The sequence below is a fragment of the Kutzneria chonburiensis genome (assembly GCF_028622115.1).
GTDB classification, from domain to species: domain Bacteria; phylum Actinomycetota; class Actinomycetes; order Mycobacteriales; family Pseudonocardiaceae; genus Kutzneria; species Kutzneria chonburiensis.
The window spans coordinates 3,214,965-3,241,182 of sequence record NZ_CP097263.1; the positions used below are offsets into that span (position 1 = coordinate 3,214,965).

The following is a 26,218-nucleotide window of genomic DNA, read 5'->3' on the forward strand; positions in this document are numbered from 1 at the left end:
CTTCGGCGGAGGTCGGATGGGGGTCGGGACTCACGCCGACGGCGTGAGGACGAGCGTGCGAGCGGTCGGGGCGGGCACCGTCGACCGGACGGCGAGGGTGCCGGTTTCGGCATGCCACCGGGTCTCCCACGCGGGCAGGGACCGGGGGAAGACGGTGTCGACGGTGACGTCTTTTCCTTGCAGGGCCGGGAAATGCAGGTACATCTGGTCAGGCCCCTCGCCGCGGTCCCACACCGACACGACGACGTGCTCGGGCGTGTGCAGGGCAGCGGCGATCCACCGGTCGTCCCAGCCGGGCAGGCCGAGAGGCCACGAGGGGGTGGACTCGATGAGGCCGGTCCGCAGGCGGCGAGCCGCGTCGACGGCTTCCCGCACCAGGGCGAGCTGGGCGGTGTCCATCCGGTTGAGGTAGCCGGAGAGGTAGAAGCGTCCGGCGAGTCCCGTCACGAGCGTGAACGCGCTCGCTTCGAGGCTCATCTCCGGCTGCGGGTAGGCCCAGCTGGCCGCCGTCTCGGGGAGCATGGACAGCGGGGCGGCGGCCGCGATCGGCGGGTAGCGCAAGGGATCCTGCTGGTCCGAAGTGGACTGGAGCTGCATCCGGGACAGCAGGGCGGCGTCCGCGCGCATGCCTCCCGACGAGCAGTTCTCCAGGACCAGACGCGGGTGCCGGTCCAGGATCCCGTCGAGCCAGGCCAGCTGCGCCCGGTTGTGGCCGAGCAGCCCCGCGCCGACGCTGGGCGCGTCGCGGTCGGTGCCCGGACCGGCGTTGATGTTGTAGTCGAACTTGAAGAAGCCGATGCCGAACTCGGCCACCAGGCGGTCGATGACGCCGTCGAGGTGGGCGCGGGCGGCCGGGTGCCGCAGGTCGAGGTGGTAGCGGCCCTGCTCCTCGACCCGGAATCCGCCCCGTTGCAGGAAAGCATCCTTGGGCAGGCGCTCGGCGACGGGACTGTTGACGCCGACCACCTCGGGCTCGAGCCAGAGCCCGGGCACCATGCCGTGCTCGCGGATGGCAGCGACGACTTCCTTGAGGCCGTTGGGAAAGCGGGTCGTCGACGGCGCCCACTCCCCCACGCTGTCCCACCAGTCCGGGGAATTCGAGTACCAGCCGGCGTCGATGCAGAACGTCTCGACGCCGACGGCCGACGCCGCCTCGACCAGGGGAAGCAGTTTCTCGGTCGAGGGGTCGCCGTTGAGCGTGTTCATGTAGTCGTTGAAGACGATGCTGGGGCGCGTGTTGTCGACGTGCGGGCGGCGGTCACGACGGCGGGCCCCGGTCAGGGCGGCCGCGGCGGCCGTGAGGTCACGGCCCACCGCGACGACCGCCGGCACCGCGGTGAAGGACTCGCCCGGGGCAAGCCGTTGGGACCACTGGTGATCCCAGTCGGTCGGGCCGGCGAGGGCGAAGTAGCAGTCGCCCCGGTGCTCGCCGACCTCCCACCGCCAGGGGCCGTTGTGCACCACTTCCCACAGCCACGCCACGTGATGGTCTTCCGACCGCACGCCGGCCACGGGCAGGTGCCCGCCGGTCGACCAGGTGCCGTTGGCGGTGCGGATCACGGCCTGGCGGGGAGTGTGGCCGGTGAGGTCCTCCCGCAGCGTGGGCAGGAGAGTTCCTTGGCGCAGCGTGCTTTCGGTCCAGCGGCCCTCGCCGAGCCAGTCGCTGGATCCCTCCACGAGGACCCACCCGCCGGCCGGGTCCTCGAACCCGGGGCCGGCCGCGCCGCCGAAGGGCGACACCCAGCTCGTCACCGAGACCAGCAGGACGTCGTGCCCGGTGGCGTTCACCACGGAGGTGCTGGTGCGAAAGGCGCCGTCGCGCCCGGTGATCAGCAGCTGCGCGAGGATGCCGTCCGGCGTCGCCAGCTCGAACCGGATCGAGTTCTCGGCCAGCTCGTGCGCGACGTAGCGCAGCTCGGCCCCGACCGACGTCTGGACCAGCCGGCTGTTGGCCAGCGTGTGGCCGCGGCCGGCGGCCAGGATCTCGACCAGGGGCAGCCGGGAGGCCGTCGTGACCTCGCAGCTGTCGGTCTCCAGGCTGAGCAGGTGCAGCGGGGTGTCCGCGGCGTGGCCGAAGCTCAGGCGCAGACCCGGCACCGCCCAGTCGACGCGCTCCAGGCTCGCGGCCTCCCGGTCGTCGGGCACCGAAGGGCCGGCATCTGTGATAGCGCTTTCAAGCAAGATCGAAATCCTTCTCGGGCGGAATACGGGCCAACGGGAGGCGTGAGCATCAAGGGATAGCGTGTGACCAGGGCCACTCGTGAAACCGCTATCATTCTTAGCCTCGCCACGGCCGCATGGCAAGGGCGGAAATTTCATCGAAACTCTTGACGTTCCCGGCCGCAGGCGGCGACCATTTGCTCGGTGTCGTCTGCTGTTAGCGCTAACAACGAGGTGTGCGCATGAGCTCGTCCCCCGAGAACTCCCTGTCCCGCCGGCAGTTCACCGCGCTCGCGGCCGGCGGCCTCGCGGCGACGGCACTGCCGACCGCGCTCGCCGGCCCGGCTGCGGCGGCCGGCCGACCCGAGCGGTACCAGCCGACCTGGCCTTCGGTCGACGGGCATCCGCCCGCCCCGGAATGGTTCCAGGACGCCAAGTTCGGCATCTACTGGCACTGGGGCGCCTTCACCACGCCGGAGTTCGGCAGCGAGTGGTACGGCCGGAACATGTACAGCCCGGGCAGCGCCGAGAACGCCCACCACAAGGCCATCTACGGCGACCCCAGGGTGTGGGGCTACGACCGGTTCATCGACGGCGGCGCCGACCTGGCCGGCAACCACGTCCAGTTCGCACCGGAACTGGTTTCCCAGGGCGGACAGTTCGATCCCGAGGACTGGGCCAGGACGATCAAGGCGTCCGGCGCCAGGTTCGCCGGCCCGGTGGCCGAGCACCATGACGGCTACTCGATGTGGGACAGCAAGGTCAACGAGTGGAACTCCGTCGACCGCGGGCCAGGGCTCAACCTGCTCGACCTGTTCGCCGAGGCCGTGCGCGGGCAGGGCCTCAAGCTGCTCGTCGCCATGCACCACGCGTTCAACTACAACGGCTTCTACGACTTCGCCCCGCCGCAGAGCGACCCGAGCCTGCGCAAGCTGTACGGCCAGCTGCCGCGGGCCGACGAGGACCAGCTGTGGCTGGCCAAGCTCAAGGAGGTGGTGGACCGGGCCCGGCCGGACGTGCTCTGGCAGGACTTCTCCCTCGACGCCCCCGGCTACTGTTTCAACAGCGGTCCCTGCGCGGTCGGCGAGCAGCAGCGCCTCGAGTTCCTGGCGTACTACTACAACCGGGCGCAGGAGTGGGGCCGGGAGGTCGTCGCGACGTACAAGGTGTTCGATCACGGCTTCACCACCGCCGGCGAGGTCGCCGACTACGAGCGCGGCGGGCCGGCCGACATCGTCACGCCGTACTGGCTGACCGACGACGCGATCAGCAGCAGCAGTTGGAGCTACACCCAGGGCATCGGCTACTACTCCAGCACGCAGATGATCCACGGGCTGATCGACCGGGTCAGCAAGGGCGGCACCATGCTGCTCAACATCTCCCCCACGCTGGAGGGCACGATCCCGGCCGAGCAGCGGGCCGTGCTCGCCGACTTCGGCGCCTACCTCGGCCGGGTCGGCGAGTCGATCTACAGCACCCGCAGCTGGGACGTGTACGGCGAGGGCCCGACCAAGATGGGCGGCGGCTCGTTCGTCGCGCCGAAGGTCGGCACCGCCACGGACTTCCGGTTCACCCGTGACAAGGCCCGCCGCGTGCTCTACGCGACCGTGCTGGCCTGGCCCGGGGCGACGGCCGACGTCACCACGTTGTCCAGCAGGCGAATCGACCTGAGCACGCTGAAGTGCGTCGAACTACTCGGCACGCAAGGCTCGTTGACCTACACCCAGGACCACCGGGCACTGCACGTCACGCTGCCGCCGGCGAAGCCGTTCGAGTCGCAGGCGTACGTGCTGAAACTGACCTTCGCGGGCCAGATTCCGGTGCTGGGACCCGAGTCCGGCGCGACCGCGTTCGCCGACCGGAACTACCGGGGCGCAAGCGCCGCGCTGTCGGTGGGCGGCTACTCCTCGGCCCAGCTCCAGGCGAAGGGCTTGGCCCCCAAGAGCATTTCCGCGCTCTGGCCGGCGGATGGCTACCTGGCGCTCGGCTACCCCGGCGACAACTTCACCGGCACGCCCTCGACGTTCGTCTCGGCCACCCCGGACCTGCGTGGCTTCGACAACGCCATCGTGTCGATGCGGGTGAGCTTCGATCCCGCCCGGTGGTTCCGGATCGTCAACGTCACCAACGGGCTCGCCATGGACGGCGGCGGCTCGGTCCCGGCCGGCAGCAAGCTGAAGATCTGGACCCCGGACGACAGCACCAACCTCCAGTTCGCCGCCGCCGACACCGGTGACGGCTTCTTCCTGCTGACCAACCGCACCAACGGTCTCGTCGTCGACGGGGCCGGCGCGACCGCCGAGGGAGCCAATCCCGTCCAGACGGCGTACACCGGCGCCGCGAGCCAGCAGTGGTCCATCACCGACACCGGGAACAACCTCTACGTGATCGCCAACCGGGCGACCGGTCTTGTCCTGGACGGAGGCGGCAGCGTGCCATCGGGGTCGCCGTTGAAGCAATGGCCCGACGACGGCAGCCCTAACCTCCGCTGGCAGTTCTTCGTCGTCTGAGCGGCGCATTTCGACATCTTTTCGATGAACAAAGAATGCCCGTCCACGACATCGCCCGATATTCGATTGATTCGACATTCCCGCGGCGGCGAATTCAGTGAACGTGAACAAAATTCATCTCTTTGCCGCTGTTTTCGACGGGCGTTCGATGCTGGACTGCGGCCATGATCAGGGCCGGCTGGCGCAGTCACCTCACCACAGTGCTGTTGATCGCGGCGTTCGCCGTGCCGGGGGTGCCGGCGAACGCCGCGGTCATCGATCCGGCGGCGCTGGTCGACACGTTCGTCGGCACCACCGGCGACGGGCACGACTTCCCCGGCGCGGACACGCCGTTCGGCATGATGCAGTGGAGTCCGGACACGTCGTCGCGGCCGAAGGGCGGCGGCTACGAGTACAACGACTCGACCATCCGGGGCTTCAGCCTGACCCACGTCGCCGGCCCCGGCTGCGTCGCCGCCGACGACGTGCCGTTCCTGCCGACCACCGGGACGATCAGCAACCCCGGCTCGGCCACGGCGTCCTTCACGCACGCCAAGGAGAGCGCCTCCCCCGGCTACTACTCCGTCGGCCTCGGCTCCGGCGTCACCGCGGAACTGACCACCGCCACCCGGTCCGGCATCGGCCGTTTCACCTACCCGGCCGGCACCCCGGCCAACATGATCATCAAGGTGGGCGACAACCCGAGCCCGGTCTCGGCCAGCAGCGTCACCGTGGTGGGCAACGACACGATCACCGGCTCGGTCACCGGCGTGGGCTTCTGCGAGGCGAACAACCCGTTCACGCTGTACTTCAGCGCGACCTTCGACCACCCGTTCACCGCGTCCGGCAGCTACAACGGCGGCGAGTACGTCACCTTCGACACCTCCGCCGGCTCCGTCGTGCAGGCCCGCGTCGGCATCTCGTACGTCTCCGCGGCCAACGCCAGGTCCAATGTGGACTTGGAGATTCCGGGCTGGGGCTTCGACACCACGCGGGCGTCGGCGTACCAGGCGTGGAACGCACGGCTGGGCCGGATCAAGATCGCCGGCGGCACTTCGGGACAGCAGCACGTCTTCTACACGGCGCTGTACCACTCGCTGTTGCACCCCAATGTGTTCAGCGACGTCAACGGCCAGTACCTCGGCTTCGACAACGCCGTGCACACGACGGCCGCCGGCCACTCCCACTACGCCAACTACTCCGGCTGGGACATCTACCGCACCCAGGCCCAGCTGTCGGCACTCATAGCACCCGATGCCGCCAGTGACATGGCGCAGTCGATGGTCGACGACTACCGGCAGGGCGGCACGCTGCCCAAGTGGGCCATGAACAACGCCGAGACCTACATCATGGTCGGCGACCCGGCCGACGCCGTGCTGGCCGACTACTACGCCTTCGGTGCCCGCGACTTCGACACGTCCGGCGCGCTGGCCGCGATGGTGCACCAGGCGACGGCCACGAACAACGCCCGTCCCGGCGGTGCGTACCTGGACAGCTTCGGCTATCTGCCCACCGACAGTCCCTACGGCTGCTGCCACTACTACGCCGGCGTCTCCTCGCAACTGGAGTACGACACCGCCGACTTCGCGCTGTCCGCCTACGCCGCCGCGCTCGGCGACACCGCCGACGCCGCCAAGTTCCGTGACCGCGCCCAGAACTGGCGCAACATCTTCAACCCCAGCAGCGGCTACCTCCAGCCCCGGCACTCCAACGGCCGCTGGATGACCGGCTTCCTGGCCGCGCCGATCAGCGGCGGCACCAACAGCAACGACTTCGCCGAAGGCGACTCGCTCATCTACACCGGCATGGTGCCGTTCAACATCGCCGGGCTCGCCGCCGCCAAGGGCGGGAACGCGGCGATGGCCAAGTACCTCGACGGCGTGCTCAGCGGCTACACCGGGCTGCTCAGCCTGGCCGGCCTCCAGTCCAACATGGGCAACGAGCCCAGCTTCGAACTGCCATGGGAGTACGACTACATCGGGCAGCCCTACCGCACCCAGCAGGTGGTGCGGCAGATCCAGGACCAGCTCTGGACCGACACCCCCGGCGGCCTGGCCGGCAACGACGACCTCGGCGCGATGAGCGCCTGGTACGTGTGGTCGGCGCTGGGCCTGTACCCCGAGACGCCCGGCACCGCCGACCTGGCGCTGGGCAGCCCGCTGTTCACGTCGGCCGCGATCACCCTGCCCGGCGGCCACACGCTGACGATCAACGCCCCACAGGCCGCGGACAACGCCCCGTACGTGCAATCGCTGGCGTTGAACGGTTCTGCCTGGAACAACGCGTACCTGCCGGCGTCGGTGATCTCCGCCGGCGGCACGCTCGACCACACGCTGGGCACGTCGGCCAACACCTCGTGGGCATCGGCGCCGTCGGCCGCGCCGCCGTCCTACGATGGCACGGCGACGCCTTTCCCAGCCGAACCCATCGGTGCCGTCACGTCATCGCTGGCCGGCAACTGCATCGACGTCGCGAATGCCAGCAATGCCAACGGAACCGCGGTCCAGCTCTACCCGTGCAACGGCAGCAACGCCCAGACCTGGACCGTGGTGCCGGACGGCACGGTGCAGGCGCTCACCAAGTGCCTCGACGTCACCAAGGGCGGCACCGCGAACGGCACGCAGGTGCAGCTCTACGTCTGCAACGGCACGGCATCGCAGCAATGGCAGTCCACATCGGACGGGCAGCTGGTCAACCCCCAATCGGGTCGTTGCCTCACCGACCCGGGCAACAGCACCACCGCCAAGACACGGCTGGAGATCGACGACTGCCAGCGGGCCACCGGGCAGCTGTGGGGGCTACCGCACTGACACGGCCACGGCCGGTGTGTACCAGACCCGGCCGTGGCTGACCACCCGTACCAAGGCCCACCAGTGCGAACCGATGCGGGCCGTGCTCGAGGCCGTTGCCTGGAAGGAGATCGACGCGGTGCCGCCGGCCGCGATCGTCAACGGCTGGGTCCTGGGCTCGATCCGCACGTCGTCGGACCAGGTGCCGTACGGGCTGATCAGCGTGGCCTCGGCCCGGATCTCGCTCTGGGCCTGGTTTTCCACCAGCACCGGCAGTTCGACGGTCTGTCCGGGGGCCAGCTCCAGCACGTCCGCGCCCAGCCGCACGGTGACGAAGTCGACCAGCAGTTCACCAACGACGACCTCACACGTGTCCTCGAGAACCTGCCCCAGGTCGTCCCGGATCCGAGCCGCGAGCAGGCGGCGACCGGGCGCGGTGGCGCGCACGGCCACCGTGAACTCGGCGAATTCGTCGGGTTTGAGGTCATAGTCCAGCCGAGCCGGCGGTTCGGCGACGAGCCCATCCGGTATCACGAGTTCGACGACGCCGGACGCGGGACGGCCGCTACAGCTGACCGTCACCCGCACCTCGGCTGTGCCGCCGGGATCCAGGTGCAGCCGCGGGTCGATGTGCACGCTGGTCGGGAGGTTGCCGAGCGGCGCAGGCCCGGCGTTGTGCCGCCAGTAGCGGGTGAACACCGGCTGCACGGGCTCCTGCGTACGGGCCAACTCCACCTCCGAGCCGGTCCGCTGGGAGGAAGGAGTGAGCCGCAGCGTCGCGACGTCGGCAGCGGTCAGTTCCACCTGGACTAATCCACTATGGACGGTCAATGGTCCGGTGTTTCGCTCCTCCAGGACATCTGTGCGACAAGCCGCCGACACGCCGCCGTGCAGACCGACGGTGGCCGTCACCGGCGTGCCGGTTGACTCGTACACCCGCACTGTGACGCCGTCTTCCGGGGCGGGCTTCGCTGCGGTGAGCAGCACCTCGGGCGGGGACACCGTGATGAGACTGAGCTCCGCCGGCAGGTCGCCCGGCGCACTGGGCACCGGCCGGGCGTGCACGGGGTGGTTGACGTCCTGACCGGCGCGGGTGAAGCCGGCTCGCCGCCAGTCGCCGGCACCGGACACCAGGCTCAGGTCAAAGGTGTGCGACCAGTGCTGCCAGGCGAAACTGGAGCCGTCCGGGGCGGTGCGCCGTTCGCCGTCGATCCACACTCCGCACGGCCAGCCGCTGCACGAACGCATCAGCGAGACGTGCAGCGTGCCGTCGGGAGCGACGACAAACCCTGGCGTGCCACGGTTCACCACTGCCACCGAATGATTCACCGCCGGATCGGGCGTTGCCGCGAGCCCGCCCGGCACCTCCACGCACGCGTCGTCGAGGTCGCCGAGCAGCGCCTCGAGGTCGGTGACGATCAACACCGGCAGGTCGCGGGGGCCACGGAGATCGGCGTCGGGTTTCCAGACCTCGCTCCGGGGCCTCAGCGGCGGCACGAAAACGCGACCGTGCTGGTCCAGCGCCTGCCGGTACGGATCGCCGGCGCTGTCCAGAACCTCGTCCGCGAAAGCATTGCCGCCCACCACGATCCGCACATCGGGCAGGTTCGAGTCGACGTCCAGCGAGCCGTACCGCGGCCCCGCCGGCAGCGTGCGGGTCGCGGTCACTCCCTTGGCCACCAACGCCGCGAGCAGCTCGCGCACCAGCCGCTCGCCCTCGGCGGCCACCACCTCGGCCACTCCGATGCAATGGTCCTGGCGGTCCTGGAGCCGCAGCCGAACCGGGCTCGACAACCCGGCCCAGGTGTGCGCAGGGCTGTCGAGCGTCCAGAGATGCTCGGCGGCGTCAACGTCAGGAAAACCGAAGGACCGGCCCACGGCGGCGAACCCGACCTCGGCGACGGGCAGGGTGCCGGGCAGATCGAAGGCAAACCTGGCCCGCAGCAGGTGATCCTGCCCGATGGAGCCGTCCACGATGGTCCGTATGTCTACTCTGGACAGTCCGCGCCAGAGCACAGTGTGTTGGGTGATCCGCAGCCCGCCGAGCGTCAGGATGCTGACAAGCCGTTCGCCCAGCGGACTTGTCTCCACGCGAACCTCGGCCGAAGTCTCGCCGCTGCCCCGACCAGGGCCGGCCGGCAGCAGGTGCCATGGCCCCTCTTCCCACACCGGGTGCTGTGTGTGTTCGGCCTGGAGCACCAGTTCCGCGGCCAGACCACCGTCTCGCACGAGCTCGCGGTCGCTGCGCCGATCACGTACGCGAGACAGGGCACCGCCCCGGGCCGGATCGGCCTCGACCAGGAAGGCGTCGTTCTCGATCGGCCGACACGCTTCGGCAGTCCAGGTGGGCGGCACGGTTGAGGCGTCCACGGCCCGGTACACGCGGTATCCGCACGCCGGCAGTTGCTCGGCGAGGAAGGACACCGTGACCTCGGCCAGCGTCCCATCCGGCCGACGCACCACGCCGTCAGTCACGGCGGGCACAGTTTTCCCTTTCGGGTCAACGATTTCGACACCGTCAGGCAGATCACGCAAGGTCACCGTGACGATGGCGTTCCGGGCGAAGGACAGGGTGTTCACCGCCAGCACAGCCACCCCCGGCCCGGACGTGTCCACCCGCGACGCCAAGTAGTCGAGACCACCGGCCAAAGCCTCGCGACCCAGCTCGTCGGCCTCCCGCCAGCCCGTGAGCAGATCGAGGTAGACCTGATCCGACTCGGTGCCGGTGATCGCGTCGTGGTGCGCGCCGTACACCAGCTGCCGCCAGGCCTTGTCCAACGCCTCGACGGGATGACGGGCTCCGAGCAGCCAGGCGAACGTGGCCACCCGCTCACCGTCCAGAACGGACACCTCAGCGGCCCGCTGCGCCTGCTTGGTGTCGATGTAGGAGACGTCCTTGCCGGTGTAGACCGGATTCATGTCCCGGGTCTGCGGCGAGAACACGATCGACCGCGCAACGGCATCGGCCCGCACGGCGGCGAAGAACTCGCGCGGCAGGCCGACCACGAACCGAGGCCACACATAGCGGGCGTTCCACTCCCGGTGGATCTGCGTGCAGAACCGGGACGGCACGTTGTGGTCGTGGCCGACCGGCAGCAGCACGTTGCGGGTCGCCGCCACCTTCCGCAGCAAGCTGAACTGCCGGTACGCCTCGGCCATCGCTTCGTCCACACTGGACTTCCGCTCGATGTCCCAGCCGGCCACGTAGTGATCGGCCAGGTAGGCGGTGAGCAGGCCCCGCCCGCTCGGCGCGATCCACTCGAACTCCGACGGGAACTGCATCCGCGTGATGTCGCCGGTGTGCCGCTTCGCGCCGACATGGTGCCACGGGCCGCGCGCCCACACGCTCGAGTCCAGGCCGGCGTCGGCCATCAGGCCCGGATACGCCGGATCGTGCCCGAACACGTCCAGCATCCACGCCGAACGGGGATCGCCGCCGAGCACGTCACGCTGGTAGCCGACGCCGAGCACGGCGTTGCGGATGGTCGACTCCGGGTGGGTCAGGTTGGTGTTGGCCTCGTTGTAGTTGCCGCCGACCAGCTCGATCCGCCCGTCCCGGATGAACCGGCGCAGATCGCCGCGGTCGGCCGGGAACGCGTCCCGGTGCGGCTTGAGGTAGTCGACCTCGGCCAGCACGAACCGGTAGTCCTCGTCCTCGCGGGCCGCGTCGAGATGGGCCCGCACCAGGTCGAACGCGGACAGCTGGAACGGCATCCGCTTCTCCTGCGCACCGGGCAGGTCCAGCCAGGTGTCGGTGAAACCGGCCTGGGTGTTCCACCACACCGGGTCGTAGTGGAAGTGCGAGACCATCCACATGGTCCAGCCGGTCTCCGCGGCCGTGACCATTGTGTCCATAGTGGACAGCACAACACCGTCTTGCTCGACCAGCACCGTCGCCGGATAGGCCACGCCGGGAGAGGTCGGCGCGGCGAACACCACACCGACCTCCACCACAACCTCACTGTCGCCGGCCGGCACCATGGTCGGCGACGGCGTGCGGATCACCGGGCCGGCCAACCGGACCAGCAACGGCGCCGAGCGTGGGCCGGCGAGGGTCACCCGCACCACCTGACGCGGCGCCGCCGCCGGTCCGACGAACAGATCCGTGTCCCGTACCTCGATGATCCGCACGTCCACTACTTCGCGTTGGCCAGCGCCGTCTTGGCGGTGGTGAAGAACTGGCTGACACCGTCGGCGATCGTCACCTTGCCGAAGGCGATCTGCTTGGCCGCGGCGTCCAGCGCCGTCTTGACGTCCTGGTAGCCGGGCGGCGCGGTCGGTGCGGCCGGCAGCCCCTCCTTGCCCACCTGCTGGGCCACGTACTGCCCGTAGGTGACGTCACGCTTGTCGGCGGCGGTCAGTGATGGCATCAGCAGGTTCAGCGCCTTGTCCGACGGCGGGAAACCACGCTGGATCCCCATGTCCTTGATGGCGTCGGGATTGCTGACGAACAGGTCGATCAGCTTGGCCGCGCCGTCGGGGTTGCGGCTCTTGGCCGGGATGCACAGCAGCACCCCGCCGCTGAGCGCCTGGCCGGTCTTGCCGTCCTTGCCCCGCGGCACCACGACGATGTCCAGCGTGTGCTGGGTCAGCGGCTGCATCTGGGCCAGTCCCCAGCCCGTGGTCATGGCGATCTGCCCGGCGATCAGCGGGTGGGTCCCGCTGGCCTCCCCGGCGTTGGCCAGCAGGTCGGGCGGGGTGATGGCGCCGCTCTTGCGGAGGCCGGCCCAGTACGTGAACCACTCGGTCAGCTCGTCGGGGCCGAAGCCGACCTCGCCGTTGGCTGTGTAGAGGTCCTTGCCGCGCTGACGAAGCCAGGGTTGCAGCGCACCGGAGTCGTCGAAGGAGGAATCCAGGGCCCCGTACTTGCCGGAACCCAACGCCTTGGAGATCTCGGCGGTGATGGTCGAGAAGTCGTCCCACGTCCAGCCGTCGGCCGGCGGCGTGATCTTGAGCTGCTCCAGGACGGTCTTGTCGTAGAGGACCGGGGCGTAGCCGGAGCCCGACGGCACGCCATAGGGCTTGCCGCTGACCGTGCCGGCCGCGCGGACCGCGGGGTAGAGCGTGTCCAGGTGGATGGTGTCGGGGACGTACTTCGACAGGTCGGTCAGCACGCCCTTGGCGGCGTAGGTGCTGACCAGCGCCGTGTCCATCTGGAAGATGTCCGGCGGGTTGCCGCCGGCGAACTCCGTGTTGAGCTTGTCGAAGTAGCCGTCGTAGCCGGAGTACTGGGTGGTCACCGCGATGCCGGTCTGCTGCGTGAACACCTGGAGAGCCTTCTGGTACGCCTTGTTGCGGGCGTCGCCGCCCCACCAGCGGAAGGTCAGCGAGGTGTTCGACGACGAACTGCTGCTGGGCGGCGCGAAGCCGCAGCCGGCCAACGCCGTCGCCACGACGCCGCCGGCCGCGAGGCCGAGGAACCCTCTCCTGGACAGGTTGTCAGGCATGGCTGTTCTCTTTCTCTGCAGGGCGGGGAAGATCACTTGATCCCGGTGTTGGCGACGCCGTCGACCAGACGCCGCTGCGAGATCAGGAAGACGGCCACGGTCGGCACGAGGGTGACCACGGACATCGCGAGCATGCCGCCGTAGCTGGAGCCGCTCGCCTTGTCGATGAACGAGTTGAGCCCGAGCGGCACGGTGTAGCGCGTGTTGTCGGACAGGTAGACCAGCTGGCGCAGGAAGTCGTTGAACGTCCAGATGAACGTCAGCACGCCGGTGGTGATCAGCGCCGGCCGCAGCAGCGGCAGGATGATGGTGCCGAACACCCGCACGTGGCCGGCGCCGTCCAGCGCGGCCGCCTCGTCCAGCTCGCGCGGGATGCCGCGGATGAACTGGACCATCAGGAAGATGAAGAACGCGTCGTAGGCCAGGAAGTACGGCACCACCAGCGGCAGGAACGTGTTGATCCAGTTGAGCCGGTAGAAGATCGTGTACTGCGGGATCAGCGTGGCCTGGAACGGCAGCATCAGCGTGCCCAGCATCAGTCCGAACCACACCCTGCGGAACGCGAAGTCCAGCCGCGCGAAGGCATAGGCCGCCAGCGAGCACGAGATCAGGTTGCCGACCACCACGCACAGCGAGACCGTCACCGAGTTGGCCAGGTACACGCTGAACGAGGTGCCGGTCGCGGTCCACCCGCTGAAGTAGTTGGCCAGGGTCGGTTCCAGCGGCAGCGGGCTGACCGTGGTGAAGATCTGGTTCTCCGGCTTGAAGGACGCGCCGACCAGCCAGACCAGCGGGTAGATCATCACGATCAGGGTCACCAGCAGCACGGTGTGGGCACGCCAGTGGATTCGGCGCCGAGCGGTCATCGCGGTGTCTCCTCTCACTCGGCGTAGTTGACCCAGCGGCGGGCCGACCAGAAGTAGACGGCGGTGAACGCGCCGATCACCAGGAACAGCACCCAGGCCATCGCCGAGGCGTAGCCCATCTGGAGGCTGCCGAAGCCCTTGAGGTACAGGTAGAGCGTGTAGAGCAGGGTGGAGTCGATCGGGCCGCCGGTGCCGGCCGACACCACGAACGCCGGCGTGAAGGTCTGGAACGCGTTGATCGTCTCCAGCACCAGGTTGAAGAACACCATGGGGGACAACAGCGGCAGGGTGATCGTGAAGAACACCCTTATCCGCCCGGCGCCGTCCAGCGCCGCGGCCTCGTACAGATCCTGCGGCAGCTGCTTGAGACCGGCGAGGAAGATCAGCATCGGGGTGCCGAACTGCCAGCCGGACAGCAGCACCAGCGTCCACATCGCGTAGCGGGGATCGCCGATCCAGTCCGCGCCGTGGATGCCGAACCAGCCCAGGAACTCGTTGAGCAGTCCCTGCTGGGAGAAGATCTGCCGCCACATCACCGAAACCGCGACGCTCGCGCCCAGCAGCGACGGCAGGTAGAACACCGACCGGTAGAAGCCCAGCGCCGCCAGGCCGCGGTTGAGGGCGACCGCGACCAGCAGCGCCAGCGCCAGCTTGAGCGGCACCGACGTCACCACGTAGATCAGCGTGACCTTGACCGCCTGGAGATAGCGCGGGTCGCTCAGCAGGGTCACGTAGTTGTCGAGCCCGGTCCACTGTGGAGCGGTGAGCAGGTTGAACCTGGTCAGCGACAGGTACAGCGAGTACACCATCGGGATCAGCGTGAAGCCGAAGACGCCGAGCAGCCAGGGCGCGATGAAGCCGTAGCCGGCGAGATTGTGCTTGTGCCGCTTGCGCTTGTTGACCCGCACCGGCCGGGGCGGCGTCGGTGGCGCGGCGGCGACGGCCGGGGCGGCGACCGTGTTCTCCGACATGGATGTCACTCCTGGGACGTGGCGAAGGGGCCGAAGTGGACAGTGCTCTGGTTCCACGCGGCGCGGTGCCAGTCCGTCCCAGGGAACTGGAATGCGCTTTCCAAGACGGTAAGGGCCGTCCGGTTCAGGTGTCAACGGTAAGAGATGTAGACGATTAGAGCGCGACAACGGCACGCCGCACCCCCAGGTCCCTGGCCAGCTGGGCGGCGCCGAGCACGGTGGCCCGGTCCCCCAGCCGTCCGACGACCACCTCGGTCGGCCAGCTCAGCCCGGCCAGCGTCGCGACCACTCCCCCGGTGAGCAGCGGATTGGCCCCGACGCCCCCGCCCAGCACCACCAGGCCCGGATCGAGCACCGCGGTCAGCGACGCCGCCACCTTGCCCACCTCCTGAGCGTGCTCACGCACGAGGTCGGCGGCCAGCGGATGGCCCTGCCCGGCCAACGCGAACAGGGCGACGGCGTCGTCCGGCGGCGGTCCGTCCCCAGTGGACCATTTGGTCCACATTCGGCGCAGCAGACCCGGCGACCCCAGCCGGGCTTCCAACGCCTCATGACCGGCCGGCCGCTCGTCCGTCCAGGGATAGGCCAGGCGCGCCAGCTCCCCCGCAGCCCCGTTCACCCCGCGAACCAGCTGCCCGTTGACCACGACCCCGGCGCCGATGCCCACGCCGACCTGGAGGTAGACGAACGTGTCCCGACTGCCGGCCACCCCCTCGCGCAACTCCGCGATGGCCGCGCAGTTGACGTTGTTCTCGATCAGGACCGCCGCACCCGCGGGCAGGCCGAGCCCGTCGACCGCGGCCCTGGTCCGTTCGTCGACGACCGGATCTCCGCGCCCGCCTTCCGGCGTCACCACATCGGGCACGGCGACCACGACCGCCCGCAGCGGACCGGTGCGGCTGCGTCGACGCAACGCGGCCCGGACCATCGCGCCGGCCTCGGCCGGGACGTCGGTGTGACCTTCGTCGAGCAGCCGCCCGTCGAGGGTCACCGCCCGGTAGGAGACCTGGGTCGAGCCGTGATCCACGGCCAGCACATATCCGGCGGCCGGCCCGAGTCGATACACGACGGCCGAGCGACCAATTGTTCCGCGCACCGCACCATAACGTTCGACAAATTCGACGGCCTCCAATTCGGACACCGCCCCGGAAACCGTCGGCTTGGAAAGTCCGCAGTCGGCCGACAATTGCGGCCGCGTGGCCTTGCCGCGCGCGGCAAGGCCGAGGAAAACCTGCTGAGCACTGGAAGACAGGCCCACCGGGCCGACACCCCCTTCGTCGTCGCACCGACACATCACGATTCGCGCCGCCCCTTGACAGCCGACCACATTAGTTAGTTGACTGCTTTACGAACAGAGCGGGTCCCAGCCGCTTTTCGCGTTCGCCACGAACGCGAGCACCAGTCTTGAGGCAGTGCGGTTCCACGCGCCGCGCGACTTCCGACCACACCCGGAAAGGAACCCGCGTGCCGGATCTGCACTCCGGCGTTCGGGTCGGAATCGATGTCGGCGGCACCAAGACCCACCTGCGCGCCGAACGCTGCGGCCAGGTGCTGGCCGACCGCGTCATATCGAGCGAGGGCTGGCGCCCGGCCTACGCCACGTCGGCGGCCGCCTTCCTCACCGACCTGATCGCCGTCACCCTGCCCGACACCGCCCCGGATGCGGTCGCCGTCGGGGCGCACGGCTGCGACAGCTCGCGGGCGTGCGAGCTGCTGGAGGCCGAGCTCGCTCGCCGGCTGCCGGCGGCGAAGTGCTTGGTACGCAACGACGCCGAGCTGCTGGTGCCGGCGTGCGGCCTCGCCGCCGGGGTAGGCGTGGTGGTCGGCACCGGCTCCGTGGCCGTCGGCCGGGACCGCTGGGGCGAGCCGGTGTTCATCGGCGGCTGGGGTTGGCTGATCGGTGACGAGGGCAGCGCGCCGGGTCTGCTGCGGGAAGCGGTGCGAGCCTGCATGACGGCCCGCGACCGGGGCGAGTCGCCGGATCTGCTGGCGATCCTGTTGATGCGCTCGTACGACGTCACCGAGGTCGCCGACCTGCCCGAAGCACTGGCCGCCGAGGCCGGCGCGGCCAGCTGGGGGCGGCGCGCGGAGCTGGTGTTCGAGGCGCTGCACGACGGTTCCGCGCTCGCCCGGATCGTCGTTGACGACGCGGCCGTCTCGCTCGCGTCGCTGGTGGCGGGCATGGCCGCCCGCGACGTCGAGGTGGACGACATCGTCATCGCCGGCGGCGTGATCCTCAACCAGCCCAGCCTGTTCGACGCGTTCGACCACAAACTGAGGACGATCGCGCCGCTGAGCACCGTGCACCGGTTGACCGTCGACCCGGTCGTCGGCGCGGTGCGGCTGGCCGACCGACTGGCGGCGACCTGACGTGGCCGACGTCCCCAGCGTGGCCTTGATCGGCATGCACGGCCACGGTCGCGTGCACCTCGACGGGCTGCTCGACCGCGACCGGGCCGGGCGACTGGTCCTGTGCGGAGTGGCGGACGTACGCGAGCCCGCCCAGGATGTGTTGGCCGGCCGCATGTTCGACACGGACGCGGGTCGGCTGCTCGACCGGGCGCGGGCCGACATCGTCGTCATCACCTCCCCCGCGCACACGCACCTGGCGCTGGCCGAACGGGCCATGGAGCTCGGATCGCATGTCCTGCTGGAGAAACCACCGGTGACCAGCCTCGCCGACCACGACCGCCTGGCGGCCGTGGCCGCGCGGACGCGCCGGCACTGCCAGGTGGGCTTCCAGGCGTTCGGTTCCTCCGTGGTGCAGGAGTTGGTGCGGCGCAGCCGATCCGGCGAGTTGGGGTCGGTACAGCGGGTCAGCGTCGTCGGCTGCTGGAGCCGGGACGCCGACTACTTCACCCGCTCGCACTGGGCCGGACACCGCGCGGTCGACGGCGTGGTGGTGGCCGACGGCGCGCTGATCAACCCGTTCGCCCACGGCGTCGCGCTCGCCCTGCGCCTGGCCGCACCTCGGCCTGACGTGTCAGTTCGGGTGCAGGCCGAGGCATATCACGCCTATCCCATCGAATGCGACGACACGATGAGCGCACGCATCGAGCCGGCCGGTGGCGTGCCGATCACCGCAGCGGTGACGTTGTGCGCGCGTCACGAGTTCGAGCCGTACGTGCGGGTGTTCGGCAGCCAGGGACACGCGACCATTTGGTACACCGAGGACCGCGCGCGGATCGAGGTCGGCGGCCGGGTCGACGAGCTGGCCGGCGACCGGGTGGCGCTCATCGACGACCTGGTGGCGAATCTGTCGAACGACTCGGCCGTGCTGTGCAGCCCGCTGAGCGACACGCGATCGTTCACGTCGGTGCTGGAGGCCGTCGTCGCCGGCCCGGCGGCGCAGCCGATTCCGCCGGACCAGCTGCGGATCACGCCTGCTGGGCGCACCATTCCCGGCATCGAGGACGCCGTGGTGACGGCCGGCGAGCGTGGCGTGCCGTTCTCCGAACTGGGTTTGCCCTGGGCTGTCGAGGAGTGCCGATGACCCCCGTCTACCTGCCGAGTCAGCACGCGAGCATGCACGATCTGCCCGATGACGCCGATACCCTGCACACGGTGCTGACCGAGGCCGTCGCGGCGGCCATCGCCCTGCAGCGGCTGGACGGCAACCTTGAGGATCCGGCGGCCGATGACGACATCGGGGACATGACGCTCGGTGTCGTGTCGCTGTTCTGCCTGGCGTGGCACCGGGAGGACCGCCGGGACGCCGAACTGGTGGACGCCGCCCGCCGTGGCGTCGACTTCTTCTTGGCTCAGAGGGTGTTCCGCACCGACAACCCGGGTGAGCCGTTCCTTCGGCTACGCGACAGCGGTCTGCCTTACGTCCGCTATCTGCCGGCTACAGGAAGCCATCCGTTCGGCGACTGGCCGAGCACGGTCTGGGCGCTGCTGCACGCCGTCAACATCCTCGATCTCGGGCGGTCCGTCCTCACCGAGCGGCAGTACGCCTCGTTGACCGAAGTCGCGGTCGGGTTCTGGCGCTGGCTCACCGAGGCGAGCCTGTTCAACCCGCAGCACACCGCCAACCAGGCCATCGGCGCGGTGGTCGGCGGACTGACGCTCGGCCGACACCTCCGCTCCCCTGACGGCCGCCGTATCATCGCCGAAGCGATGTCCTGGTACCACAACGAGATCCGTGCGGCACGGCTGGTCGACCGTGGCCTGCGGCTGCCGGCGGAGCACGGCGCCGGCCACGACCAGAACTACCTGCCGATCTCGTTGACCTTCCTGGCCCGGGCGTTCCAGGTCAGCGGCGAGCAGCGCTTCCTCGACGACGGCGACGAGATCGCCCGGTACCTGGAAGGCCGGCTGTCCAGCCGCGGCTTCGACTTCGGCGGCCCCCGCTACAGCGAACAGCACAGCGGCAGCGAGGGAATGCTCGGGCTGCGCCTGTTCAGCACCCGGGTCGGGGCCGACATCGGCCGCTACCTCGGCGACCGCCGGGTGGCGTACTACTGCGCCGCCCCGGCCGGTGTCCCCAGTGGACACTTCGCGTTCGCCACGGTGTGGTTCTGGTTGGACGACCACCACTGGCATCGCGGTCCTGCCGATGCCGTCGTGCACACCGCGCATTCGCTGCGCCAGGGCCGAACCTCGGTGTCATTGACCGCACAGTTGACGCCGTACCTGATCGACGCCGGCGGCACAGCGGTTCTTGAGTCCATTGTGGACCATCAGCACGGCATCGGCCCACTGGTCCGGTACGCCGACGGCCGGCGCATGCTGCTCACCCGGCCGCTCGGCCCGATGCGCACCCGAGAACGCGTCGGAGACCGCTTGGGGGCCAAGCTGATCACCAAGGCCGTCGTCACCCGGGACCAGATCATGCTTGCCGTGCAACAGTTGTTCGTGTCCGACGGGACCCGGCTGCACGTGGTGACCGTGCTCGACCGGACAGCCCTTCCGGCCGACGTCACCTTCCTGGCCGGTCTGCCTTACGCAACCGCCGTGAACTCACACCAGCGCAAGATCGTCGAGGTCACCGAGTTCGGCGGTGTGCCGTTCGATCTCGGCCGTCCCGACGAGATGCTGACCACCAGCGGCACGCTGATCGCCGGCGGCATGGCCATCACCGCCGGCGCCGGGCTTCGAGTGATCAATCCCCCGGCCGGGCGGGCCCACTTCAACAGCCCGCAGACCATCGGCCAAACCCAGGAGCAGGTCGCGTTCGACCTGGCCGACGATCCCCGCGGCTACGGCAATCCGGACGCCGGCTGGCAGCGGGTCGCACAGACCAACCTGGTGCTCGCCGACCAGATCCCCGACGCGCCAACGGATGCCGCGGTGTTCGTCGTCCGCTACGGTCCGGCGCGGGACGTGACCTCGCCTGACCCGATCGCCGCCTCCGCCAGCCGGACCGCCGACGGTGTCGTGGTTCGAACCCCGGATTTCGTTGCCCTGATCGGCAATCCGGCCGGCGATGCGCACGGCGAGCCCGTACTGCGGGTGACCGCGCGATGACCCCCGTCGTCCTCCGGGTCGGGGATTCCGCGGTCGCCGAGTACGTGGTCGACGCCGAGATCGACCCTCTGCTGGCACCCCGGCCGTACCTGCATCCGGTGCGTACCAGGGCCGGCACCGTCGTCACCGACCTTCGGCCCGCCGACCATCCGTGGCATCTCGGCGCCGGCGTGGCCATGCCCGACGTCGCCGGCGCGAATCTGTGGGGCGGGCGCACCTACGTCGCCGGGCAAGGATACGTCTGGCTGCCCGATCACGGCCGCATCGAGCACATCGCTTGGCGCGAGCAGACCTCCGGTGCGGTAACGCATGACCTGGCCTGGCGGGGACCGCAGGGCAGCACGCTGTTGGCCGAGCGGCGTACCGTGAGGGCCGTGGGCACTACCAGCGGCTGGCGTCTGACTTTCGCCCTGCGGCTGACCAATCCCGGCGACGCTGCCGTCGAGCTCCGCAGCCCCGCCGTCAACGGCCGTGGCGACGGCGCCGGCTACGGCGGCTTCTTCTGGCGTTTGCCGCCCACCGCCGACCTCTCACTCGCCTCCGGACCGCTCCGCTCCGAACGTGACATCAACGGTTCCGCGTGGCCCTCCCTCACCGTTCGCGGCCAGGCTGCCGGCGGTCGCTACGCCCTCACCTTCAGCGGCCTCGCCGGCGACGACCGCTGGTTCGTCCGCGCCGCCGAGTACCCTGCCATCGGCTTCGCCTTCGCCTTCGAGCAGCCCCTGGTCATCCCGCCCACCGAGACCATCCAACGGATCTACTCCGTCATGGTCAGCGACGGCTGACGGGGTCGCAGGCGACCCCGTCAGCGGGTTTCAGCCGCGGGGCAACACCTCGGGCAGAACCGTGGTGAGGGAGCGCCAATCCGTCGACACCACACTGGCGTGTGCCGCGGCCAACTGCGCCACCCGGGCCTGTGCCTGGGCGACCGTCGGGACGGTGTCATCGATGGCCGGAGCCACGCCCTGCGCGTCGGTCATCACGAGCAGGTAGTGGTTGGTGTCGTACCAGGACGTGTCGACCCCGTTGACGTAGGCCGACGCGTCACCGTCGAACACCACGAACCACGGGCGGATGGTGGTGTCCGTGTAGCGGGTGCGCGGATCACCGGCGGTCGCGCCGAGCACAGCCGGGAAGATCTGCGCGCTGCCGATGGTGCCGGCCGCGGCCAGATCCCGGAGGTGCTCGGCGTACTCGACATCGGTCCACAGGTGGTCGAACGGGTTCTTCTCCTCGAACGTGCCCGGGATCGCCTCGACGATCACCTTGCCGGCCAAGGAGCTGCGGCTCGGCCAGTTTCCCACCTTGGCCGCGCTGTCCAAATCGGACTGCCCACGGAGGAGGTCGGCCGGACGGAACACGGCGCTGCCGAGATGGGCCTGGACGTAACTGTCGAGCGCGGCCGGGCCGAGGCCGATGCTGTTGTCGAAGCCGTTCTTCATCTCCAGCTTGACCGTGATCGGGCCGTGGCCGGGGTGGGCGGCCAGCCAGATCCGGATGTCGTCCAGGCAGCTGTCCAGGTTCTGGCTTCGGTTGCCGGTGTAGAGGTCGGTGGCCTTGCCGGCCTGCACACAGTTGTTGTCACTGGCCAACGGGCTGCCGTGGCTGACGTTCCACTTGTGCGTGATCACGTTGACCCAGGTGTCCAGCTCGACCATCGCCGCGCCGGCATCCAGCGCCTGCGCCAGATAGGTGTACGCGGCCTTGTCGTAGGTGTTGTGGATGCCGACGGTGGTGGCGGCGGCGAGCGACAGCGCATCGACGCCGGTCGCGCCGGCCGGCAGGGCGGCGCCGAGCATCAGCGCCGCCGCCAGCAGACTTGTGCGGTACAGGGGCATTTCGTCTCCAGACTGGGCCGGCGACGGACGGGCCGGCCGCACCGGATCCTGCCGAGTGTCGATCACAACCCGGTGTCGTTGTGCCGAAGAATCCGCCAACACCGTCGAATCGACCGCACCCGTCCGTCGAAACAGTCGAAGACTCGCCTACCGCACGCCGCTCATGATGGCGTCGATGATGCCCTGGTGGGTCACCGTGGCGGAACGACGGTCGAACAGCCCCAGCCCGTACTGGCCGTTGGAGCCGTTGTCCCAGTAGACGGCGACCGCACCGTACTTCTTGGCCGTGGCCACGACGGCGTGCGCGAAGTCGGCGCGGTACCGGTTGTTCGACGGGTCGAACGACGACTTGTCGATGGCACCGTACTCGCCCACGACGACCGGATAGCCCTTGGCGGCGAACTTGTCGTACGTCTTCTTCAGCTGCCCGTCCAGATAGTCCTCCTGGCCCCAGGTCGACCGCTTCGACGGGTTGGTGGCGGCCCGGCCCCACTGCGTGATGGCGCCGCTCTCCGTCCCGGTGAAGTCCCACGGATCGTAGTAGTGGACGGAGATCATGATCCGCTGCTCGCCGCTGGGGATGGAGGCGGAGCGATAGCGGTCGGTGGGCAGGGTGAAGCCGTAGTCGCCGGTGGTGTAGTCGACGTTCGTGTTCCAGCCGGGCACGAGCAGCCACCGGGAACCGTTGCCCCCACCGGTCTTGCGCACCGTGTCCACGAAGATCTGGTTGTAGGCGTTGATGTTCGAGTAGCACGGCTGGGTCGGGCGGCCGTACTGGCCGTCGAACTCCTCGTTCATCGACTCCATGACCAGGTGCTGGTCGTAGCCCTGGAACCTGGTGGCGATCTGCTGCCACGCCTTCTGGTACCTGGCTTTGACGGCCGCCTGGTCGGACGAGTCGCAGATCAGCCAGGAACCGGTCACGGTCTTGTAGCCGTCGCCGTGCATGTTGATGATCACGTACAGGCCGCGGTTGTGGGCGTAGTCGACGACCTGCTGGACCCGGTTCAGCCACGCCGAGTTGACCGTGTAGTCGGGGCCCGGCCCGATGTCGTTGAGATAGGACACGGGAATCCGGATCGTCTTGAACCCCGAGGCCTTCACGCGGTCGATCAGCGCCTGCGTGACGACCGGCTGCCCCCAGGCCGTTTCGCTGGGAGTGCCATTGGCGTTGGCCTCGAGCTGGTTGCCCAGATTCCAGCCCGCGCCCATGTCGGCGACGATCTGCGGAACACGTGCCGCGGTGCCGGCGGACGCCCGGTCGGCCAGGCCGGACAGGGATGCGGCGACTGCCGACAAGGCGGCGAGGAAAATGATGATGCGCTTGACCATGACGCCCTCAACCGGCGTGCAGGGGCACGTAGGGGCACTTGGCGCGGTACTGGGAGATGGTGCTGGGGTCGGGCAGGGCGGGGCACAGGAACTGCGTGTAGCGGCTGTCGCTGTCGACGAAGATCTTCAGCCAGGGGATGAGGACCTTCATCTCGACGTTGTTGGGGTGCGTGTAGTAGACGTGGCCGGCCCCGGCGATCTGGACGAAGGCGCTCTTGGTGGCGGCGGGCAGGGTTGCGTAGAGGGTGTTGAGGTAGCTGGGAGTCACGACGGTGTCGTTCTGTCCGCCGATCACCATCGTCGGGACGTGGTCGGTGGACATGTTCTGCGACGGGGAGAACGGCGCCAGGGCGATGGCGGCCTTGAGCGAAGGCTGGTGCTCGGTCGCGTAGACGACGCCACCGCCGCCCATCGAGTGCCCGAGCACGGACAGCCGGTTGGGGTCGACCCGGTCGCGCACGGGGCTCTGCGTGGTCAGGTACTTCAGCGCCGCCAACAGTTCCGTGCCGCGAGCGGCGTCGAAGTCGGTGCGGCTGTTGGTCTCGATGCCGATGACGACGAACCCGAAGGACGACAGCCAGGGACCCATCCAGGCTTCCTCGTTGCGGAACAAGGCGGTGTAGCCCGGAACGATGGCGACCGCGCCCCACGTGCCGAGGCTGGTGTCGGTCGGATAGTAGATGGTGCCGCCGTTGAATCCGTTGCCTGGTGCGACGTTCACCTGCGCGGTGGCGAACGGGCCGTGGCTGGCCTCGATCATCGCCAGGGTGGGGTTGGGGCCGCGCTGGGTACTGGTCGGCGCGGCGGACGCGGGTGTCGCGGACATGGTCAGCGCGAGTACAGCCGAGACCGCGACGGCGGCGAGCCTGGCCAGCCGTCCGGATCCGAGATGTCGTTGCATCGTGTGCCTCCTTGTGCAGGGATCAGCGGAAGGCGTGAGTTAGCGCTAACACTCGTTGTGGCGGAAGGTGATGGTGTGATCGCACGAACTGCATGCCGATGCTGGAACCCGACCGTCGACAGTGTCAACGGAATGAACATATTCGACGAAAAGGCTCGGATGTTACGCCGAGCGGCGGTCGAATACCGCCAGGCACGGTCGGCCCCGGTCCCCGTTCGACGGTCTTGACCAAGCGCGAGCTGGCGAGATCTCAGCCCCGATTTTGTTCGGCAGCCTCGGACGCCATGGCGGGCACGCGGCACAGCCGGGCGCCCGCCTGCGGATGGAAGTTTCACGGCGGACCGATGATGAGTAGTACCCATTTGCGGGTCTACCAGCAGCGATGTCCTGCGGCGCGAGCGACCGAACACCGGCATCTTGTTGGGTACCTACGGTCGTGCTGTTCTGGCGGCGCAGATGAGTAACACACATCCGACGCCTGAACAAAGGAGTTCATCCATGGCCTCGCGAAGGTGGCTGCCTCGTGCCGCCAAGATCCTGGCTGTCGGCGCGGCGACGATGCTCGCGGCCGGCACGGCGGTGGGCGCGGCGCCGGCCGCGTCCCAAGGCCCGTGTGACATCTACGCGGCCGGTGGGACGCCGTGCGTGGCCGCGCACAGCACGACCCGCGCGCTGTACGGCGCGTACAGCGGCTCCCTGTACCAGGTGCGGCGTTCCTCCGACAACACGACCCGGAACATCGGGGTGGTGGACGGCTACGCCGACGCCACCGCGCAGGACTCCTTCTGCGCCGGCACCACGTGCCTCATCACCGTGATCTACGACCAGTCGGGCAAGGGCAACAACCTCACCCAGGCCCCGGGCGGCGGCGCGGCCGGCGGACCCGACAACCTGGCCAACGCCACGGCGGCGCCGACGATCCTCAACGGCCACAAGGCCTACGGCGTGTACGTCGCGGCCGGCACCGGCTACCGGAACAACCACACGTCGGGCATCGCCACCGGCGACCAGCCGGAAGGCATGTACGCCATCGTCGACGGCACGCACTACAACGGCGGCTGCTGCTTCGACTACGGCAACGCCGAGACGGACAGCAACGACGACGGCAACGGCACCATGGAGGCCATCTACTTCGGCAACATCCGGGTGTGGGGCTACGGCGCCGGCAACGGTCCATGGATCATGGCCGACCTGGAGAACGGCCTGTTCTCCGGCGTGAACCAGCACTACAACGCCAACGACCCCACCATCAACTACCGCTACACCACGGCGATCATCAAGGGCGGCCAGAACCAGTGGGCCATCCGGGGCGGCAACGCCCAGTCCGGCGGCCTTTCGACGTTCTACAGTGGACAGCGGCCCAATGTGGCCGGCTACAACCCCATGCGCAAGCAGGGCGCGATCATCCTCGGCACCGGCGGCGACAACAGCAAGGGCGCCACCGGCACCTTCTACGAAGGCGTGATGACGTCGGGTTATCCGTCCGACGCCACGGAGAACTCGGTGCAGGCCAACATCACCGCGGCGGGCTACGGCACCGGCGGCAGCACCGGCACCACCACGGGCCCGCTGCACGCCGTGGGCGCGGGTAAATGCCTGGACGTGCCGAACTCGTCCACCACGCCGGGCACGCAGGTGCAGATCCGCCCGTGTTCCGGCGGCGCGAACCAGTCCTTCACGCGGAGTTCGACCGGGCAGCTGACGGTCTACAACGGGGCGCTGTGTCTGGATGCCAACGGGAGAGGCACCAGCCCCGGCACGAAGGTGATCATCTGGTCCTGCAACGGGCAGGACAACCAGCAGTGGAACCTCAACGCCGACGGCACGGTGACCGGCGTGCAATCGAGTCTCTGCCTGGATGTTAGCGGTAACAGCACCGCCGACGGCGCACCGGTCCAGCTCTGGACGTGCACCGGTGGCAGCAACCAGCAGTGGACCTTGGGTTAGGGGGCACGT

16 protein-coding genes are annotated in these 26,218 nt (G+C 69.2%); 7 read left to right on the top strand and 9 right to left on the bottom strand.

Going from position 1 to position 26,218, the window contains the following annotated elements; translation table 11 throughout:
* Window positions 1-30: 30 nt before the first annotated feature.
* Window positions 31-2,181 carry a glycoside hydrolase family 36 protein gene (locus M3Q35_RS14505; RefSeq protein WP_273942269.1) on the bottom strand — a complete coding sequence of 717 codons (2,151 nt, stop codon included), beginning with the start codon at window positions 2,179-2,181 and terminating at the stop codon, window positions 31-33.
* A 221-nt stretch (window positions 2,182-2,402) separates the two neighbouring features.
* Here M3Q35_RS14505 and M3Q35_RS14510 point away from each other — a divergent pair, with 221 nt between their 5' ends.
* Entirely contained in the window at window positions 2,403-4,670 is a 2,268-nt protein-coding gene (locus M3Q35_RS14510) for an alpha-L-fucosidase (protein ID WP_273942270.1), read from the top strand.
* 164 nt (window positions 4,671-4,834) lie between these two features.
* Window positions 4,835-7,459, top strand: coding sequence for a lectin (locus tag M3Q35_RS14515; protein WP_273942271.1), 2,625 nt, complete (start codon window positions 4,835-4,837; stop codon window positions 7,457-7,459).
* Here M3Q35_RS14515 and M3Q35_RS14520 read toward each other — a convergent pair.
* From M3Q35_RS14520 to M3Q35_RS14540, 5 genes are all read right to left on the bottom strand, one after another.
* A complete protein-coding gene (locus tag M3Q35_RS14520) occupies window positions 7,448-11,569 on the bottom strand; it encodes a glycoside hydrolase family 38 N-terminal domain-containing protein (protein WP_273942272.1) in 4,122 nt (1,373 codons plus the stop codon). The genes M3Q35_RS14515 and M3Q35_RS14520 overlap by 12 nt on opposite strands.
* Before the next feature lie 5 nt (window positions 11,570-11,574).
* Window positions 11,575-12,885: an ABC transporter substrate-binding protein gene (locus M3Q35_RS14525; RefSeq protein ID WP_273942273.1), complete on the bottom strand. Its 1,311-nt coding sequence runs from the start codon at window positions 12,883-12,885 to the stop codon at window positions 11,575-11,577.
* A 32-nt stretch (window positions 12,886-12,917) separates the two neighbouring features.
* Window positions 12,918-13,751: a carbohydrate ABC transporter permease gene (locus M3Q35_RS14530; protein ID WP_273942274.1), complete on the bottom strand. Its 834-nt coding sequence runs from the start codon at window positions 13,749-13,751 to the stop codon at window positions 12,918-12,920.
* 14 nt (window positions 13,752-13,765) lie between these two features.
* On the bottom strand, window positions 13,766-14,722 hold the full coding sequence (locus M3Q35_RS14535) for a carbohydrate ABC transporter permease (RefSeq protein WP_273942275.1): 957 nt from the start codon (window positions 14,720-14,722) through the stop codon (window positions 13,766-13,768).
* 154 nt (window positions 14,723-14,876) lie between these two features.
* On the bottom strand, window positions 14,877-15,818 hold the full coding sequence (locus M3Q35_RS14540; RefSeq protein ID WP_273942276.1) for an ROK family protein: 942 nt from the start codon (window positions 15,816-15,818) through the stop codon (window positions 14,877-14,879).
* A gap of 368 nt (window positions 15,819-16,186) precedes the next feature.
* Between M3Q35_RS14540 and M3Q35_RS14545 the strand changes: the two genes are divergently transcribed.
* Genes M3Q35_RS14545 through M3Q35_RS14560 form a run of 4 tightly spaced genes read left to right on the top strand, consistent with a single transcriptional unit; the run spans window position 16,187 to window position 20,976 of the window.
* On the top strand, window positions 16,187-17,092 hold the full coding sequence (locus tag M3Q35_RS14545; protein WP_273942277.1) for a BadF/BadG/BcrA/BcrD ATPase family protein: 906 nt from the start codon (window positions 16,187-16,189) through the stop codon (window positions 17,090-17,092).
* Between the two features lies 1 nt (window position 17,093).
* Entirely contained in the window at window positions 17,094-18,215 is a 1,122-nt protein-coding gene (locus M3Q35_RS14550; RefSeq protein ID WP_273942278.1) for a Gfo/Idh/MocA family protein, read from the top strand.
* Window positions 18,212-20,191 (top strand): glycoside hydrolase family protein, encoded by a 1,980-nt coding sequence (locus M3Q35_RS14555; RefSeq protein ID WP_273942279.1) that lies wholly within the window; start codon window positions 18,212-18,214, stop codon window positions 20,189-20,191. Before M3Q35_RS14550 ends, M3Q35_RS14555 begins: the two co-directional genes overlap by 4 nt.
* Complete coding sequence (locus tag M3Q35_RS14560) at window positions 20,188-20,976, top strand: DUF6807 domain-containing protein (RefSeq protein WP_273942280.1); 789 nt, start codon at window positions 20,188-20,190, stop codon at window positions 20,974-20,976. The genes M3Q35_RS14555 and M3Q35_RS14560 overlap by 4 nt, the downstream gene beginning before the upstream one ends.
* A gap of 30 nt (window positions 20,977-21,006) precedes the next feature.
* Here the strand turns inward: M3Q35_RS14560 and M3Q35_RS14565 are convergent, their stop codons facing one another.
* The 3 genes from M3Q35_RS14565 to M3Q35_RS14575 form a co-directional block, all read right to left on the bottom strand.
* Window positions 21,007-22,029: a phosphatidylinositol-specific phospholipase C domain-containing protein gene (locus M3Q35_RS14565; protein ID WP_273942281.1), complete on the bottom strand. Its 1,023-nt coding sequence runs from the start codon at window positions 22,027-22,029 to the stop codon at window positions 21,007-21,009.
* 147 nt (window positions 22,030-22,176) lie between these two features.
* A complete protein-coding gene (locus tag M3Q35_RS14570) occupies window positions 22,177-23,361 on the bottom strand; it encodes a glycoside hydrolase family 5 protein (RefSeq protein ID WP_273942282.1) in 1,185 nt (394 codons plus the stop codon).
* Between the two features lie 7 nt (window positions 23,362-23,368).
* A complete protein-coding gene (locus M3Q35_RS14575) occupies window positions 23,369-24,262 on the bottom strand; it encodes a dienelactone hydrolase family protein (protein ID WP_273942283.1) in 894 nt (297 codons plus the stop codon).
* A 498-nt stretch (window positions 24,263-24,760) separates the two neighbouring features.
* Between M3Q35_RS14575 and M3Q35_RS14580 the strand changes: the two genes are divergently transcribed.
* Window positions 24,761-26,209 (top strand): arabinofuranosidase catalytic domain-containing protein, encoded by a 1,449-nt coding sequence (locus M3Q35_RS14580; RefSeq protein ID WP_379793880.1) that lies wholly within the window; start codon window positions 24,761-24,763, stop codon window positions 26,207-26,209.
* The last annotated feature ends 9 nt before the right edge of the window (window positions 26,210-26,218 follow it).

Coding starts and splice junctions, on each gene's coding strand:
- M3Q35_RS14510 (WP_273942270.1), top strand. CDS start 2,403: ATGAGCTCGTCCCCCGAGAACTCCCTGTCCCGCCGGCAGTTCACCGCG.
- M3Q35_RS14515 (WP_273942271.1), top strand. CDS start 4,835: ATGATCAGGGCCGGCTGGCGCAGTCACCTCACCACAGTGCTGTTGATC.
- M3Q35_RS14525 (WP_273942273.1), bottom strand. CDS start 12,885: ATGCCTGACAACCTGTCCAGGAGAGGGTTCCTCGGCCTCGCGGCCGGC.
- M3Q35_RS14530 (WP_273942274.1), bottom strand. CDS start 13,751: ATGACCGCTCGGCGCCGAATCCACTGGCGTGCCCACACCGTGCTGCTG.
- M3Q35_RS14535 (WP_273942275.1), bottom strand. CDS start 14,722: ATGTCGGAGAACACGGTCGCCGCCCCGGCCGTCGCCGCCGCGCCACCG.
- M3Q35_RS14555 (WP_273942279.1), top strand. CDS start 18,212: ATGACCCCCGTCTACCTGCCGAGTCAGCACGCGAGCATGCACGATCTG.
- M3Q35_RS14560 (WP_273942280.1), top strand. CDS start 20,188: ATGACCCCCGTCGTCCTCCGGGTCGGGGATTCCGCGGTCGCCGAGTAC.
- M3Q35_RS14565 (WP_273942281.1), bottom strand. CDS start 22,029: ATGCCCCTGTACCGCACAAGTCTGCTGGCGGCGGCGCTGATGCTCGGC.
- M3Q35_RS14570 (WP_273942282.1), bottom strand. CDS start 23,361: ATGGTCAAGCGCATCATCATTTTCCTCGCCGCCTTGTCGGCAGTCGCC.
- M3Q35_RS14575 (WP_273942283.1), bottom strand. CDS start 24,262: ATGCAACGACATCTCGGATCCGGACGGCTGGCCAGGCTCGCCGCCGTC.
- M3Q35_RS14580 (WP_379793880.1), top strand. CDS start 24,761: ATGGCCTCGCGAAGGTGGCTGCCTCGTGCCGCCAAGATCCTGGCTGTC.